Source organism: Streptomyces sp. GL_140 (assembly GCF_057834465.1).
On record NZ_CM174404.1, the window covers coordinates 2,324,969 to 2,339,385 of the forward strand.

Annotated in this window: 14 protein-coding genes, 1 tRNA gene and 1 pseudogene; 10 read left to right on the forward strand and 6 right to left on the reverse strand. The window is 73.0% G+C overall.

Annotated elements, in window-relative coordinates:
* Positions 1-6: 6 nt before the first annotated feature.
* The 4 genes from AC3IYJ_RS10905 to AC3IYJ_RS10920 are packed head-to-tail and all read left to right on the forward strand — an operon-like array spanning position 7 to position 3,778.
* Positions 7-1,155: an acyl-CoA dehydrogenase family protein gene (locus AC3IYJ_RS10905; protein WP_489401109.1), complete on the forward strand. Its 1,149-nt coding sequence runs from the start codon at positions 7-9 to the stop codon at positions 1,153-1,155.
* Entirely contained in the window at positions 1,152-1,964 is an 813-nt protein-coding gene (locus AC3IYJ_RS10910) for an SDR family oxidoreductase (RefSeq protein ID WP_489401110.1), read from the forward strand. Before AC3IYJ_RS10905 ends, AC3IYJ_RS10910 begins: the two co-directional genes overlap by 4 nt.
* Before the next feature lie 15 nt (positions 1,965-1,979).
* Entirely contained in the window at positions 1,980-2,594 is a 615-nt protein-coding gene (locus tag AC3IYJ_RS10915) for a TetR/AcrR family transcriptional regulator (protein WP_489401111.1), read from the forward strand.
* A gap of 26 nt (positions 2,595-2,620) precedes the next feature.
* Entirely contained in the window at positions 2,621-3,778 is a 1,158-nt protein-coding gene (locus tag AC3IYJ_RS10920) for an acetyl-CoA C-acetyltransferase (protein WP_489401112.1), read from the forward strand.
* 394 nt (positions 3,779-4,172) lie between these two features.
* On the opposite strand, the gene AC3IYJ_RS10925 is transcribed toward AC3IYJ_RS10920, so the two are convergent.
* Positions 4,173-4,676 carry a hypothetical protein gene (locus AC3IYJ_RS10925; protein ID WP_489401113.1) on the reverse strand — a complete coding sequence of 168 codons (504 nt, stop codon included), beginning with the start codon at positions 4,674-4,676 and terminating at the stop codon, positions 4,173-4,175.
* A gap of 66 nt (positions 4,677-4,742) precedes the next feature.
* On the opposite strand from AC3IYJ_RS10925, the gene AC3IYJ_RS10930 reads away from it, so the two are divergent.
* Positions 4,743-4,817 (forward strand) — tRNA-OTHER (locus AC3IYJ_RS10930).
* Between the two features lie 3 nt (positions 4,818-4,820).
* On the opposite strand, the gene AC3IYJ_RS10935 is transcribed toward AC3IYJ_RS10930, so the two are convergent.
* Genes AC3IYJ_RS10935 through AC3IYJ_RS10945 form a run of 3 tightly spaced genes read right to left on the reverse strand, consistent with a single transcriptional unit; the run spans position 4,821 to position 7,564 of the window.
* Positions 4,821-5,705: an alpha/beta hydrolase gene (locus tag AC3IYJ_RS10935; protein WP_489401114.1), complete on the reverse strand. Its 885-nt coding sequence runs from the start codon at positions 5,703-5,705 to the stop codon at positions 4,821-4,823.
* The gene (locus tag AC3IYJ_RS10940; protein WP_489401115.1) at positions 5,702-6,430 is read right to left on the reverse strand and encodes an SDR family NAD(P)-dependent oxidoreductase; all 729 of its coding nucleotides are present in this window, start codon (positions 6,428-6,430) and stop codon (positions 5,702-5,704) included. The genes AC3IYJ_RS10935 and AC3IYJ_RS10940 overlap by 4 nt, the downstream gene beginning before the upstream one ends.
* A gap of 3 nt (positions 6,431-6,433) precedes the next feature.
* On the reverse strand, positions 6,434-7,564 hold the full coding sequence (locus AC3IYJ_RS10945) for an LLM class flavin-dependent oxidoreductase (protein WP_489401116.1): 1,131 nt from the start codon (positions 7,562-7,564) through the stop codon (positions 6,434-6,436).
* Between the two features lie 114 nt (positions 7,565-7,678).
* On the opposite strand from AC3IYJ_RS10945, the gene AC3IYJ_RS10950 reads away from it, so the two are divergent.
* Entirely contained in the window at positions 7,679-8,389 is a 711-nt protein-coding gene (locus AC3IYJ_RS10950; protein WP_489402771.1) for a helix-turn-helix transcriptional regulator, read from the forward strand.
* A 47-nt stretch (positions 8,390-8,436) separates the two neighbouring features.
* Here AC3IYJ_RS10950 and AC3IYJ_RS10955 read toward each other — a convergent pair.
* A pseudogene (locus tag AC3IYJ_RS10955) lies at positions 8,437-8,853 on the reverse strand (flavin reductase family protein); the annotation flags it as partial.
* A gap of 99 nt (positions 8,854-8,952) precedes the next feature.
* Here AC3IYJ_RS10955 and AC3IYJ_RS10960 point away from each other — a divergent pair.
* Genes AC3IYJ_RS10960 through AC3IYJ_RS10975 form a run of 4 tightly spaced genes read left to right on the forward strand, consistent with a single transcriptional unit; the run spans position 8,953 to position 13,086 of the window.
* Entirely contained in the window at positions 8,953-10,602 is a 1,650-nt protein-coding gene (locus AC3IYJ_RS10960; protein WP_489401117.1) for a FadD3 family acyl-CoA ligase, read from the forward strand.
* A complete protein-coding gene (locus tag AC3IYJ_RS10965) occupies positions 10,599-11,747 on the forward strand; it encodes an acyl-CoA dehydrogenase family protein (RefSeq protein WP_489401118.1) in 1,149 nt (382 codons plus the stop codon). The genes AC3IYJ_RS10960 and AC3IYJ_RS10965 overlap by 4 nt, the downstream gene beginning before the upstream one ends.
* A 55-nt stretch (positions 11,748-11,802) precedes the next feature.
* Positions 11,803-12,531 (forward strand): VWA domain-containing protein, encoded by a 729-nt coding sequence (locus tag AC3IYJ_RS10970; RefSeq protein WP_489401119.1) that lies wholly within the window; start codon positions 11,803-11,805, stop codon positions 12,529-12,531.
* A gap of 36 nt (positions 12,532-12,567) precedes the next feature.
* The gene (locus tag AC3IYJ_RS10975; protein ID WP_489401120.1) at positions 12,568-13,086 is read left to right on the forward strand and encodes a pyridoxamine 5'-phosphate oxidase family protein; all 519 of its coding nucleotides are present in this window, start codon (positions 12,568-12,570) and stop codon (positions 13,084-13,086) included.
* A gap of 1 nt (position 13,087) precedes the next feature.
* On the opposite strand, the gene AC3IYJ_RS10980 is transcribed toward AC3IYJ_RS10975, so the two are convergent.
* Entirely contained in the window at positions 13,088-14,389 is a 1,302-nt protein-coding gene (locus AC3IYJ_RS10980; RefSeq protein WP_489401121.1) for a DUF1906 domain-containing protein, read from the reverse strand.
* Positions 14,390-14,417: the final 28 nt, after the last annotated feature.

Sequence of the window (14,417 nt, forward strand, 5' to 3'; positions counted from 1 at the left end):
ACCGCCATGAGCAGCGTCGAGGAGTTCCGCATCGAGGTTCGGAGTTGGCTGGAGGCCCACCTCACCGGCGAGTTCGCCGCCCTCAAGGGCCGCGGCGGACCGGGCCGGGAGCACGAGGCCTTCGCCGAACGCCTCGCCTGGGAGCGGCACATGGCGGCCCACGGCTGGACCTGCGTCGGCTGGCCCGTCGAGTACGGCGGCCGCGGCGCGAGCACCGAGCAGCAGATCGCCTTCCACGAGGAGTACGCCCTCGCCGACGCCCCCGCACGCGTGGGCCACATCGGCGAACAGCTCCTGGGCCCCACCCTGATCGCCCACGGCACCGAGGAGCAGCGGCGCCGCTTCCTGCCGCCCATCCGGGCCGTGGAGGAGTTGTGGTGCCAGGGCTACAGCGAGCCCGACGCCGGATCGGACCTGGCGGGCGTGCGCACCCGGGCGGCCCTGGTGGACGGAGCCTGGGTGGTGGACGGCCAGAAGATCTGGACCTCCCTCGCCCACGAGTCCCAGTGGTGCTTCGTCCTGGCCCGCACCGAGCCGGGATCCCGGCGCCACGCAGGCCTGTCCTACCTCCTGGTCCCGATGGACCAGGAGGGGGTGGAGGTCCGGCCCATCACGCAGCTGACCGGGACCTCCGAGTTCAACGAGGTCTTCTTCGACGCAGCCCGCACCGACGCCTCCCACATCGTCGGCGCACCCGGCGAGGGCTGGGCCGTCGCCATGGCCACCCTCGGCTTCGAACGCGGCGTCTCCACGCTCGGCCAGCAGGTCGGCTTCCGCCGCGAGCTCGAAACCCTGGCGGCGGTGGCGAAGCGCAACGGCGCGATGGCCGATCCGCTGATCCGCGACCGGCTCGTCCGGGCCTGGATCGGCCTGGAGACCATGCGCGCCTCCGCCCAGCGGACGGCCGTCTCCCCCTCCACGGCCAAGCTGTACTGGGCCCGCTGGCACCGGGACCTGGGCGAACTCGCCATGGACGTGTGCGGCGCGGCCTCGCTCCTCGCAGCCGGCGCGCACGGGGACCCGTACGACCTCGACGACTGGCAGCGGCTCTTCCTCTTCTCCCGCTCCGACACCATCTACGCGGGCTCGGACGAGATCCAGCGCAACATCGTCGCCGAGCGGATCCTCGGCCTTCCCAAGGGGGTACGGGTATGAACGCACGCGGGAACGGACTCGGGAGCGCACCGCAGTACGTGGCCGGGCACGGGCTGCTGAAGGACCGCACCGCCGTGATCACCGCGGCGGCCGGGGCCGGGATCGGCGGGGCCACCGCCCGCCGCTTCCTGGAGGAGGGCGCGCGCATCGTCATCGGCGACGCGCACGCACGGCGGCTCAAGGAGAGCGAGGAAGCGCTCGCCGCGGAGTTCGGGGCCGACCGCGTCGCCTCGCTGCCCTGCGACGTCACCGACGAGGAGCAGGTGGGGGCGTTGTTCGCGCTCGCCGAGCAGACCCACGGCAGGCTCGACATCGTCGTCAACAACGCCGGCCTCGGCGGGACCGCGAACCTCGTCGACATGACCGACGAACAGTGGTCCCGGGTCCTCGACGTCACGCTGAACGGCACCTTCCGGTGCACGCGCGCCGCGATGCGGTCCTTCCGGGCCGCCAGCGGGGGCGCGGGCGGGGTCATCGTCAACAACGCCTCCGTCATCGGCTGGCGCGCCCAGACCGGGCAGGCCCACTACGCCGCCGCCAAGGCCGGGGTGATGGCGCTGACCCGCTGCGCGGCGCTGGAGGCGGCCGAGTTCGGCGTACGGATCAACGCGGTCGCGCCGAGTCTGGCCATGCATCCGCACCTGGTGAAGGTCACCAGCGAGGAGCTGCTGCGCGAGCTGACGGCCCGGGAGGCCTTCGGCCGGTACGCCGAGCCGTGGGAGGTCGCCAACGTCGTCGTCTTCCTGGCCAGCGGGTACTCCTCGTACATGACGGGCGAGACCGTGTCGGTCAGCAGTCAGCACGCGTAGGCCCAGAATGGGCCCGTGCCAACGAACAAGAAGAAGCAGCAGGTGACGGCCTCGCCCGAGCGCCGGCGTGAACTCCTCGGCATCGCCGCCGAGGTGTTCGCCGCGCAGGGCTACAACGCCACCACCGTCCGGAAGATCGCCGACGCCGCGGGGATGCTCGCCGGCAGCCTCTACTACCACTTCGATTCCAAGGAATCGATGCTCGACGAGATCCTCTCCGCCTTCCTGACCGAGCTGTGGGAGGGGTACGACACCGTCCTCGCCTCCGGTCTCGGGCCCAGGGAGACCATCGAGGCCCTCGTCACCGAATCGTTCCGGGAGATCGACCGGCACCGCGCCGCCGTCGCCATCTACCAGAAGGAATCGCGGCACCTGTCGGTCCAGCCCCGCTTCCACTACCTCTCCGACTCGCAGGTCAAGTTCGAGAAGGCGTGGCTGGGGACGCTGGAACGCGGGGTCGCCGCCGAGGTCTTCCGCGCCGACCTGGACATCCGCCTCACCTACCGCTTCGTGCGCGACACGGTGTGGGTGGCGGCGTCCTGGTACCGGCCGGGCGGCCGGCACAGCCCCGAGGAGATCGCCCGCCAGTACCTGTCGATGGTGCTGGACGGGATCGCCACACGTACGTAACCCCCTTATATCCCTGAGGAGTTCCGATGCCCGAGGCCTACATAGTCGAAGCGGTACGCACCCCCGTGGGGCGGCGCAAGGGCGGCCTGTCCGAGGTCCACCCCGCCGACCTGGGGGCGCACGTCCTGAAGGCGCTCGTCGAACGGTCCGGGATCGACCCGGCGGCCGTGGAGGACGTGGTGTTCGGCTGCCTCGACACGGTGGGCCCCCAGGCGGGGGACATCGCGCGGACGGCCTGGCTGGCGGCGGGGCTCCCGGAGGAGGTCCCGGGCGTGACCATCGACCGCCAGTGCGGATCCTCGCAGCAGGCCGTGCACTTCGCGGCCCAGGGCGTCATGTCGGGAACCCAGGACCTGGTGGTCGCGGGCGGCACCCAGAACATGTCGATGATCCCGATCGCCTTCGCCTCGCGGCAGGCGGCGGAGCCGCTCGGCTTCACGGAGGGCCCCTACCTGGGCTCGGCGGGCTGGCGGGCCCGGTACGGGGACTCCCCCGTCAACCAGTTCCACGGCGCGCAGCTCATCGCCGAGAAGTGGGGGATCTCGCGCCAGGACATGGAGCACTTCGCCCTCCAGTCCCACCAGCGGGCGCTGCGCGCGATCGACGAGGGCCGCTTCGAGCGCGAGATCGTCCCCTTCGGGGACGTGACCACGGACGAGGGCCCGCGCCGCGACACGACCCTGGAGAAGATGGCGGGACTCAAGCCCGTCATGGAGGGCGGCACCATCACGGCGGCGGTCTCCTCCCAGGTCTCGGACGGCGCGGCGGCGATGCTGCTGGCCTCCGAGCGTGCGGTCCGCGAGCACGGCCTGCGCCCGCGCGCCCGCATCCACCACCTGTCGGTGCGCGGCGAGGACCCGATCCGGATGCTGTCGGCGCCGATCCCGGCGACGGCGTACGCGCTGAAGAAGACCGGCATGTCCTTGTCGGACATCGACCTGGTGGAGATCAACGAGGCGTTCGCGCCGGTGGTGCTGGCCTGGCTGAAGGAGACCGGAGCGGACCCGGCGCGGGTGAACGTCAACGGCGGCGCGATCGCACTGGGTCACCCCCTGGGGGCGACGGGCGTGAAGCTGATGACCACGCTCCTGCACGAACTGGAGCGCACGGGCGGCCGCTTCGGCCTCCAGACGATGTGCGAGGGCGGCGGCCAGGCCAACGTGACGATCATCGAGCGGCTCTGACCTGGCCCGCCCGGGGGGCGGGGGTTGCGCCGCTTCCGCGTGCGGCGCCGTTGCCGGGGGGCGCTGCCCCCGGACCCCCGCGCCTCACAACGCCGGCGGGGCTGACCCGGCTTCGTTGGCGGGCCGGTGCCGCCGCGGATGTTCGTCTCGGCTCGCGGAGCCTTTCGGAGTCGGACAGTACGAGCCGCGGTGCCCGCTCGGCCTCGACTCACAACCGCGGCGTCCCCGACCCACCAGGCACACCTTCGAAACCCGTCGGCCCTGCTCCCACCGGACAAATCCAGGCCCGCCGGCCTGATCCAGCCTCGCCGGCGTTTGAGGCGCGGGGTCTGGGGCGGAGCCCCAGGGGTCCGGGCGCAGCGTAGGCAGCATCCCCGCAGCCGGCCAGCCGGTTTCAGGAGGTGCGGCGGCGGGAGAGGCGGGTCAGGGAGACCGTCTGGATCAGGACGAGGCCGCCGGTCGCGGCCTCCCAGAACACCGGTTCCGCCTCGCGCACGTCGCTCCACTGCCAGGCCGGGCCGTGCGGGTCCACGAGGACCGTCAGGCCGTTGTACCCGCCCGCGCCGATGCCCGGCAGTGGGCCCAGGTCGCGGCCGGATTCCGTGCGCAGGCGCCCCCCGGCCTCGACCACGCGTTCCGCCCTGCCGTTGGCGCGCAGCGCGTGCTCGTCCCACGCGTGGCTGCCCGTCAGCGCGATCAGCACCGCGCCGATCGCGAGCAGGATGCGCGGGACGAACTCGGCCTCGGTGCCGTGCGGCAGCCCCGACACGAGGGCGACCAGGGCGAGCATGACCGGGATCCAGTGGGGCGCGGGGCCGCGCATCAGCAGGACGGCGGCGAACTCGGCTGCGAGGGCGAGGGAGTTGCGCAGCACGGCTCCCCGTACGGATTTGGGCATGTGCACATCATGCAGGGGATATCCCTGTGCGCGCCCGCCCGGGGCCCGGCTAAGATCCACGGCAAGGCGGGGTCGTAGCACAGAGGTAGTGCGCCTACACAACATGGAGGAGGACGCCGGTTCGAATCCGGCCGCCCCGCCCCTTCACTTCGTCGCCGCCAGCCATGCCCCCGCCGCCGCCAGTGCCGCCGCCGAGGCCGGCAGGGGCAGGCCCAGGAAGCCGTGGAAGACCCCGGGGACCAGGTGGACGGCGCAGTCCACGCCCGCCTCGCCCAGCCGGCGCCCGTACGCCAGGCCCTCGTCCCGCAGTACGTCGCAGTCCGCCAGAACCAGCAGCGTGCGGGGCAGCGCCGAGACGTCGGGGGCCCGGAGCGGCGAGACGTGCGGGTGGTTGGGTTCGCCTCCGTACTGGTCCCAGTACCAGGCCATGTGGGCCGCCGTGTGGAAGTGGTCCCGCGCGAACTCCGCCACCGAGCCGGACTCCATCGAGGCGTCCAGGGGCGGGTAGAAGAGGAGCTGGCCGGCGACCAGTTCGGGGGCCCGCAGCGCCGTCACGGCGGCCAGGTTGCCCCCGCTGGAGTCCCCCGCGACGATCAGGCGGGCCGGGTCGCAGCCCAGTTCCGCGGCCCGCGCGCGGGCCCACAGCAGGACGGTCAGCGCGTCGTCGGGCGCCGCCGGCCAGGGGTGTTCGGGGGCGAGGCGGTAGTCCGCGGAAACCACCACCGCGCCCGAGGCGGCGGCCAGGGTCCGGCACAGCGCGTCGTGGGTGTCGAGGCCGCACATCACCCAGCCCCCGCCGTGGAGGTAGAGGGTCAGGGGGCGGCCTGTGGTGCCCGGCGCCGGGTCGTAGATCCGGACCGGGACCCCGTCCGCGACCGCGTCCCGTACCGAGGCCACTTCCACACCGGCCGGGGCGCCGCCCGCCGACGCCGCCGCCCGCAGGGCCGCCGGGTCCCCCGGGCCGGGGAAGGCGGCCGCCATCGCGTCGCACAGCCGCCGCGCCTCGGGGGAGAGCGAAGAGCCGCTCATTTCGTCGTCATCCCGCCGTCGACGGTGAACTCCGTGCCCGTGATGTACGAGGACGCGTCCGAGCAGAGGAAGAGGACCAGCTCCCCGACCTCCTCGGGCCGCCCCATCCGCCCCAGCGGCACGTGCGACCAGTCCCGGCCCGCGACCGCTTCGGCGACCATCGGGGTGTCGATCGCCCCCGGATGGACCGAGTTGACCCTGATCCGGTCCCCCGCCAGGTCCAGCGCCGCCGACCTCGTCAGGCCGCGCAGCCCGAACTTGGTGGATCCGTAGGCCGCGTGACCCGGGATGCCGACCAGGCCGGCGGTGGAGGAGATGTTGACGATCGAGCCGCCTCCGCCGGCCCGTAGGACCGGGGCCACCGCCTGGATGCCGAGGAAGGGCCCGAGCAGGTTGACCCGTAGCAGCGCTTCGAACCCGGCGGCGCTCTGCTCCTCGACGTGGGCGGTGCGCCACAGGGCCGCGTTGTTGACCAGCGCCGAGACAATGCCGAAGGCGCGCACGGCTTCGCGGACGACCTCCGCCCAGCTCTCGGCGTCGGCCACGTCGTGCCGTACGTAGAGGCCCTGGTCGCCGAGCGAGGAGGCGACCGCCCGGCCCTCGTCCTCCCGGATGTCGGTGACGACGACCCGCGCCCCGGCCTCCGCGCACAGCCGGGCCTCGGCCGCGCCCTGGCCGCGGCCCGCTCCGGTGATGACGACGACCTTCCCGTCCAAGGACACCACGGCTCAGCCCTCCAGCGCGCGGAAGTGCGGGATGACCGTCTCGCCCCACTGGCGGATGGTCTCCATGCAGGCCTCCTGCGGGACGGTACCCATCTGGATCAGGCACATCACCTCGTCGACGCCGATCTCGCGCAGCTGCTCGACGTAGGCGATGGCGCTCTGGGCGTTGCCGTAGGCGTGCTCGGCGTTGTAGGTGCCCGTGTCGACGGGGCGGGCCGGGATGTTCGCCTCGTGGAGCCTGGCGACGAGCTCGCCCCGGCTCTTCTCCAGCGCCGCCACGTGGTCCTCGGCGGTCTCCTCGTCGGAGTAGCCGGTGGGCTCGGGGGCGTTGCCGTACCAGTGGGCGATGGACTCGGCGAAGAAGCGCTGGCCGCGCGTGCCGAGGCGCAGGGCGCGTTCGGCGTCGTCGAGGACGATGGTGGGGCAGAGGGCGGAGAGGTGGTCGTTGACCTCGCTCGACACGAGGCGCTCGCCGGTGCGGGTGGCGATGGCCTCGTCGTAGACCTTGCGCATCTCGCGGACGTCGTCGGCGCCGGCGAAGCCCATCACCAGTGCTCCGATGCCCAGTTCGGCGGCGAGCTTGAGGGTGTCGTGCTTGGAGCAGGCCATGAAGAGCGGCGGGTGCGGGTCCTGGACGGGGCGGGGCAGGATCGCGCCGGGGCCTATGTCGATGGAGCCGTGCCACTCGAACTTCTCCTCGCGCCAGGCCGAGGAGAAGATCCGCAGGGCTTCTTCCATCTGCGGGTAGGTGTCCTCGGGCCTGACCCCGTACATGGACATCTCCTGGCGGGTGGCGCCGCGACCGGCGCCGATGTCCACGCGGCCGCCGGAGAGCACGTCGAGCATGGCGGCGCGCTCGGCCACGCGCACGGGGTGCTGGTAGCCGAAGGGCATGGTGACCACGCCGTGCCCGATGCGGATCTTCTTCGTCCGGGCGGCGACCCAGGTCAGGAAGATCTCGGAGGCACTCATGTGCGCGTACTGGGTGAGGGCGTGGTGTTCGACCGCCCAGATCCGGTCGAAGCCCATCTCCTCGGCGAACACGGCCTGTTCGACGCAGTCGTGGATGACCTGGCGTTCGCGTTCGGGGGTCGGGTCGACGAGCTGCGCCTCGAAGATCATCGAGAACTTCACAGAGAACCTCCCAGCCGTGCGGGGCACGGCATGTGAACGATGTATTTCTAATAGGAATACTTCTAGCAGCTATATAGCGCTGGAGGAAGAGGCGCCGCGAAGAGCGGTCGTAGACTGCGCTGCGTGGCAGAACAGGCGGCAGACGAGACGAACAAGCGCACGCTCCCGGCGACCAGCTGGGCGGTGCTCGGGCTGCTCTCCTTCGGAGAGGAGCTCTCCGGTTACGACCTGAAGAAGTGGTCGGACTGGTCCCTGCGCTTCTTCTACTGGAGCCCGTCCTTCAGCCAGATCTACAGCGAGCTCAAGCGACTGGAGAAGGCCGGTTACGCCTCCTCCCGGATGGTCGCCCAGGAGACCGGGACCCGCGACAAGCGCGTGTACCGGATCACCGACGAGGGCATGGCGGCCGTACGGGAATGGGCGCGCGAGGCCCCCGTCGACCCCCCGGTGCTCAAGCACGGGCCGATGCTGCGGCTGTGGCTCGGCCACCTTCTGGAGCCCGAGCAGATGCGCGAAGTCCTGGCACGCCACCAGGAGTTCGCGGAGAAGATGCGGCGGCGCGCGGTGGCCGACGCGGACGGGGCCAAGGACGAGGCGTCCTGGGCGTACCCGACGCTCACCCTCAAGTGGGCGGAGCGGTACTACGCCTCCGAGCGCGACCTCGCCGCCGCCATGCTCGACGACATCGAGGAGCTGGAGAGCCGGCGCGCGGCCGCCCCGGCGAAGCCCGGCGCCCCGGACGCCTCCGAGGGCGCCCCCGACGATGCTCCGGACGCCACCGAGGACGCCTCCGACGCACCCGACGCATCCGGCAAGCGCCCGTAGGTGCGCCGGAAGTAGAGCAGCGGCGCGCCCTCGCGGTGCGCGGTCAGGGCGGTGACCCTGCCCAGCGCGATGGCGTGGTCGCCGCCGTCCAGGACGGCCTCCAGATCGCATTCGACGGTGGCCAGGGCCCCGTCGAGCAGGGGTGCGCCGTTGCCGCCTGAGCGCCAGGCGACGCCGCCGAACTTGTCCCCGCCCGTGACGGCGAACCGGCGGCACAGGTCCTGCTGGTCGGCGGCCAGGATGTTGACGGCGAAGGCTCCGGCGGCCTGGATCCGCGGCCAGGTGGTGGACGTGCGGGCCGGGCAGAAGCAGACCAGCGGCGGGTCCAGGGACACGGAGGAGAAGGACTGCACGGCCATCCCGACGGGACGGCCGTCGGCCCGGCGCGCCGTGATGACGGCGACGCCGGTGCAGAAGCTGGAGAGGGCGGACTTCATGTCCGCGGCGGTGGTGAGGGTCGGCATGGTGGCCTCCAGATCACGTGATTCCTACTAGGTATATGCCTAACCGAAACACCTGTGATTGGATACCGCCCACGCTCGCTCGTCAAGTAGGGAGGGTTCATGTCCGGCCCCCGCCAGACCCCGCAGGTGCTCCCACCACTGCCTCCGCAACAGCCCCCGCAACTTCCCCTGCCCGCCAGCCTGGCCGGGCTCCCCGGGTACGCCGCCGCCGCGTACGGGGAGCGCGAGGCGCTCGTCGACGGGGAGGTCCGCTGGACCTTCGCCCGGCTCGCCGAGGAGACAGCCGCCTCGGCCCGCGCCGCCCTCGCCCATGGCATCCGGCCCGGCGACCGGGTCGCGATCTGGGCTCCCAACAGCCGCCACTGGATCACCGCCGCGCTCGGCGCGGTGGGTGTCGGCGCCGTCCTCGTTCCGGTCAACACCCGCTACAAGCCCGCCGAAGCCGCCGACATCATCCGGCGCAGCGGCGCCCGCGTGCTGTTCACCGAGCGCGGGTTCCTCGGCACCGACTACGCCCGCGACCTGCACGCCTCCGGCGAGGACCTGGGCGCGCTCGCCTCCACCGTGATCCTGCGCGGCGCCGCCGAGGGTGCCGGCGGACCGCCCGCCACCGGCTGGGACGCGTACCTGCTCGCCGGGACGGCCGTCCCCGACGCCGAACGGGCCGCGCGCGCGGCCGCCGTACGCCCCGAGGACATCAGCGACATCCTCTACACCTCCGGCACCACCGGCCGTTCCAAGGGGGTCATGACCACCCACGGCCAGACCGTCCGGCTCTACGCCTCCTGGTCGGGGCTCGTCACCCTGCGCCCCGGCGACCGGTACCTGCTGGTCAACCCCTTCTTCCACACCTTCGGTTACAAGGCGGGGGTGCTCGCCTGCCTGCTGCGCGGCGTCACCATGCTCCCCGAGGCGGTCTACGACGCCGACCGCATCCTGCACCGCATGGCCGCCGAGCGCGTCACCTGCCTGATGGGTCCGCCGACCGTCTTCCACGGCCTGATCCGTCACCCGCAACGCGCCGCCCACGACCTGTCCGCGCTGCGGCTGGCCGGCACCGGCGCCGCCTCCGTGCCCACCTCCCTCGTCGAGGAGATCCGCGCCGAACTGGGCGCCCCCGACGTGTTCACCGCCTACGGGCTCACCGAGTCCGGCGGGGTCGTCTCCGTGTGCCCCACCGACGCCGACGCCCGGACCCTCGCCCACACCGTCGGGCTGCCGCTGCCCGACACCGAGGTGCGGATCGCCGGGCCGCTCGGCGAGGTGCTGCCCGCCGGGGAACCGGGCGAGGTGCAGGTCCGCGGCTACCACGTCACCCCCGGCTACCTGGACGATCCGGCGAGCACCGCCGACGCCGTGCTGCCGGGCGGCTGGCTGCGCACCGGGGACATCGGCGTCCTCGACGCCCGCGGCTACCTCGCCATCACCGACCGGCTCAAGGACATGTACGTGGTCGGCGGCTTCAACGCCTATCCGGCGGAGGTGGAGAACGTGCTGCTGACCCACCCGGCCATCACCGACGCGGCGGTGGTCGGAGCCCCCGACGAGCGGCTCGGCGAGATCGGGGTGGCCTACGTGGTCACCACCGGGCCCGTCACCGCCGCCGAGCTGACCGCCTGGACCAGGGAGCGGCTGGCCAACTTCAAGGTGCCGCGCAGGTTCACCCTGCTCGACGAGCTCCCGCGCAACGCCGGCGGCAAACTGCAGAAGACACAGCTGCGCCGTGCGGCGCGAGGGGAGTCGGCATGAACGGCCTCGGTGCGGTACTGGGCCCGGCGCCCGCCCCGGAGCCGCCGGAACTGGAGGAACTGCGCGACGCGGTACGGGCGGTCCTGGCCCGGCATCCCGGCCACGAGGCCTGGGCCCCGCTGACGGCCCAGGTGGGCGCGGCCGCGCTGGCGGTGCCCGAGGAGTACGGCGGCCTGGGCTGCGGAACCACCGAAGTCGGGTTGGTCATGGCGGAGCTGGGGCGCGCGCTGAGCCCCGTACCGTACCTGGGCTCGGCGGTGCTGACCGTGGCGGCGCTGCTCGCGGCCGGGGACCGGGAGGCCTGCGCGCGGCACCTGCCCGCGCTGGCGGAGGGAACGGTCGTGGGAGCGTTGGCCTGGGCTGAGGAGGGCGGCTGGGAGGCTGGCGATCTGGCCGCCCGGGCCGAGCCGGACGGCTCGGCCTGGCTGCTCACGGGCACCAAGCGGTACGTGCTGGCCGGCCCGACCGAGCCGTCCCTGCTGCTGGCCTTCGCCGTCATGGACCCATCCGCCGGACACGGCCACCGACCGGCCACCGAACCCCGCACCGAGCCCGGCCAGGGCAAGGGCCGGCTCGGCCTCTTCGAACTCGACTCCGCGCCCGCGTCCTTCACCGTACGGGCCACCATGGACACCACCCGGCCCCTCGCGGAGCTGACCCTGGACCGGACCCCGGCGCGGCTGCTGTCGGCCGACGGCGCGGCCGTCCTCGACCGGGTCCGGGACCTGGCCTGCACGGCGCTCGCCGCCGAGCAGGCGGGGGCCGCGGCGCGGGCCCTGGAGACGACCGTCCGGTACGCGAAGGACCGGGTGCAGTTCGGGCGGCCCATCGGCTCCTTCCAGGCGGTCAAACACCGGCTGGCCGACATGCACACCGCAGTGGAGAGCGCCCGCTCGCTCGCCTTCGCGGCGGCCGCCGCCGACGCCGCCCCGGACCTGGCCGCCGCGGCCAAGTCGGGCTGTTCGGAGGCCTACGCCTACGTGGCGGGCGAGATGATCCAGCTGCACGGCGGGATCGGCATCACCTGGGAGCACGAGGCGCACGAGTACTTCAAACGGGCCCACGGCTCGGCCCGGCTCTTCGGCCCGCCGTCCGCACACCGTGAACGGCTGGCGGCCCGGCTGGGGTTCCTTCCGGCCGGGTGAACGCGGCCCGGCGGGCCCGGCCGGCCCGGAGGCCGCTTCCCGTACCCTCGGGCCCATGACGGGCAGTGCGGTGGACCTCCGGAAGGTCGAAGAGAGCGCTCCGGCGCTGGTGAGCCTCTACAAGAGCGCCGGGGTCTCGCTCCGCAAACACGGTCTGGAGGGCGGTCGGGCCTGCGTGTACCTGGTCCTGGACTACTCCGGGTCGATGCGCCCGTACTATCAGGACGGCAGCGTGCAGGCCCTCGCGGACCGGGTGCTGGGGCTGTCGGCGCACCTGGACGACGACGCCCGCGTACCCGTCGTGTTCTTCTCCACGGAGGTCGACGCGCTGGAGGAGATCTCCCTCGCCGACCACGAGGGGCGGGTCACCGAGATCGCCGCCGGGCTGGGCCACATGGGCAAGACGGCCTACCACGCGGCCATGGACGCGGTCATCGACCACTACCTGGATTCGGGGTCGGCCGCCCCCGCGCTCGTCGTCTTCCAGACGGACGGCGGGCCCATCAACAAGCTCGCCGCCGAGAGGTACCTGTGCAAGGCGGCCCGGCTGCCGATCTTCTGGCAGTTCGTCGGCTTCGGGAACACCCGCAGCTCGCAGTTCGACTTCCTGCGGCGGCTCGACGAACTGCCCGTCCCGGCGAAGCGGCCCGTGGACAACGCCGGCTATTTCCACGCCGGCCCGGACCCGCGGACCGTCACGGACCCGGAGCTCTACGACCGTCTGGTCGCCGAGTTCCCGGCATGGCTGGCGGCGGCCCGCGCGGCGGGCATCGTGCGCGCCTGACCGGCGGTTGTCGGTGCCCCGCGCTTTGATGGACGTATGACGACGAACAACTGGGCCGTATTCGAGAAGGCGGAACCGGAATTCGCGGCGGCCGTCCGGGCGCGCTTCGCGCAGTTCCCCCACCACGTCCTGGCGACCCTGCGCAAGGACGGATCCCCGCGCGCCACCGGGCTCAACGTGGAGATCCGCGGCGGCGAGCTGTGGCTGGGCATGATGCCGGGTTCGATGAAGGGCAAGGACCTGCGCCGGGACCCGCGCTTCGCCCTGCACACCAACCCGGGCGAGGGGGACAAGATGCCGGACGGGGACGTACGGATCTCCGGGCGTGCGATCGAGATCGTGGAGCAGCCCGAGCTCCACCGGTACGCGGAGGAGGCGGAGGAGACCGACAGCCCGCACCCCTTCGACCTCTTCCGCGCGGAGCTGACGGAGGTGGTCCACGTCGGTGTCGAGGACGATGACCTGGTGGTGCGGTCGTGGACCCCGGCGGGCGGTCTGCGCACCATCCGCCGGGGCAATGACGACGAGCCGGCCCGCGAGGACACCCCGGCCTGAGTCAGCTCAGGTGCGGGCGGGCCTTCTTCAGGACCGCGGGGTCGACGTCCACCCAGTTCCGGTCGATGTTGATCGTCACGTCCCCGTACGTGGCGTCGTGGTCGCCCCGGAACTGGTGGGCCCGGCGCGCGCCCGACCACTGCTGGGTGCCGGCGGACAGTCCGAGGTCGGCGTCGGCGACCGAGGTCGACAGGTTCCAGCGGGCCACCCACAGCACGTCGGGCATGGCGTCCGGGGCCTGGGCGTAGTGGGCGCTCAGCGCCTTGGCCCCGGAGCTCGCCGAGACGTAGGCGGCCGCGCGGTAGCCCAGTTCGTGCAGCCGCACCGTCCAGGCGGTGAGGTAGGAGACGACCGGGCCGTCCCAGGTGGCCCGGTCGGTGTAGTTCTCCAGGTCGTTGTAGAGGACCGTGTCCGCGGCCAGGCCCAGCGCGGTGGCCGCCTGGGCGGCGCCGTCGGCGGCGGCCGTGCCCTGGTCGGTGGCCTCGGAGGGGTCGGTGGAGAGCCCGGTGGAGGAGCTGTGCCAGGGCTGGGGACCGACCCAGATCGGCATCAGGTGCCAGCCCGCGGCGGCCTGCCGGGCCACCCACCCGGCGGTGAGCTGCGGCTGGGCGCAGGCGCGGGCCCGGCCGCCGATGTAGATGCCGACCGCGCCGAAGGGCGAATCCTGCTTCCAGGCGTTCATGGCCCTTTGGGTGGGGGCGGTGCAGGCGTCGAAGCCCTCGCCGGTGTAGGGACCCTGGGCGGCGGCACGGGGACCCGGGCCGGGCGCGACGACCGGCTCGGCGGGGGCCGGACGGGTGGGTGGGGTGAGCGTCCGGGCCCTGCCGAGCACTCCTCGTACGGTCTCGGGCGTGGCCCCGTAGGAGACGGTGGCCATCACCCCGGCGCGGCGCAGGGTGTAGCGGATCTCGTTGCTGTCGCCCCGGACCTTGGGCAGGGGTTCGCCCTCGTCCGCGCCGACGGTCGGGATGTCGGCGCGCGGCGGGGCCCCGTCGAGGGGCTCCAGGTGCAGGGTGTCGGCGCGGGGTGCGACGGCGCGGGCCGCTCCGCAGTCGCCCTGGGTGCCGGCGCGCCCGAGGTAGAGGGTGGGCCGGTCGAGGCGCAGGCAGGCGTCGGGGTTCCGCTCGAGGTCGACGACCCGCCAGTCGTCGGGGACGGTGAGGTGCAGCCCGAGGTAGTCGACGGGGCGGCCGTCCGAGGTGCGGGCGCCGGTGGCGGAGGGACCGTCCGCGGCTCCGACCGGGACGGGAGCGAGCAGCGCGGCGCCCAGCAGGCAGCTCAACATCATGTGGGAGGGGAGCATGTGACCCACTGTTACCAGAAGGCCGCGG

What these genes read in the sequence shown, in the direction of transcription:
- AC3IYJ_RS10975 (WP_489401120.1), top strand. Translation starts at nt 12,568, where the DNA reads ATGACGACGAACAACTGGGCCGTATTCGAGAAGGCGGAACCGGAATTC.
- AC3IYJ_RS10965 (WP_489401118.1), top strand. Translation starts at nt 10,599, where the DNA reads ATGAACGGCCTCGGTGCGGTACTGGGCCCGGCGCCCGCCCCGGAGCCG.
- AC3IYJ_RS10935 (WP_489401114.1), bottom strand. Translation starts at nt 5,705, where the DNA reads ATGAGCGGCTCTTCGCTCTCCCCCGAGGCGCGGCGGCTGTGCGACGCG.
- AC3IYJ_RS10970 (WP_489401119.1), top strand. Translation starts at nt 11,803, where the DNA reads ATGACGGGCAGTGCGGTGGACCTCCGGAAGGTCGAAGAGAGCGCTCCG.
- AC3IYJ_RS10925 (WP_489401113.1), bottom strand. Translation starts at nt 4,676, where the DNA reads ATGCCCAAATCCGTACGGGGAGCCGTGCTGCGCAACTCCCTCGCCCTC.
- AC3IYJ_RS10980 (WP_489401121.1), bottom strand. Translation starts at nt 14,389, where the DNA reads ATGCTCCCCTCCCACATGATGTTGAGCTGCCTGCTGGGCGCCGCGCTG.
- AC3IYJ_RS10905 (WP_489401109.1), top strand. Translation starts at nt 7, where the DNA reads ATGAGCAGCGTCGAGGAGTTCCGCATCGAGGTTCGGAGTTGGCTGGAG.
- AC3IYJ_RS10960 (WP_489401117.1), top strand. Translation starts at nt 8,953, where the DNA reads ATGTCCGGCCCCCGCCAGACCCCGCAGGTGCTCCCACCACTGCCTCCG.
- AC3IYJ_RS10910 (WP_489401110.1), top strand. Translation starts at nt 1,152, where the DNA reads ATGAACGCACGCGGGAACGGACTCGGGAGCGCACCGCAGTACGTGGCC.
- AC3IYJ_RS10920 (WP_489401112.1), top strand. Translation starts at nt 2,621, where the DNA reads ATGCCCGAGGCCTACATAGTCGAAGCGGTACGCACCCCCGTGGGGCGG.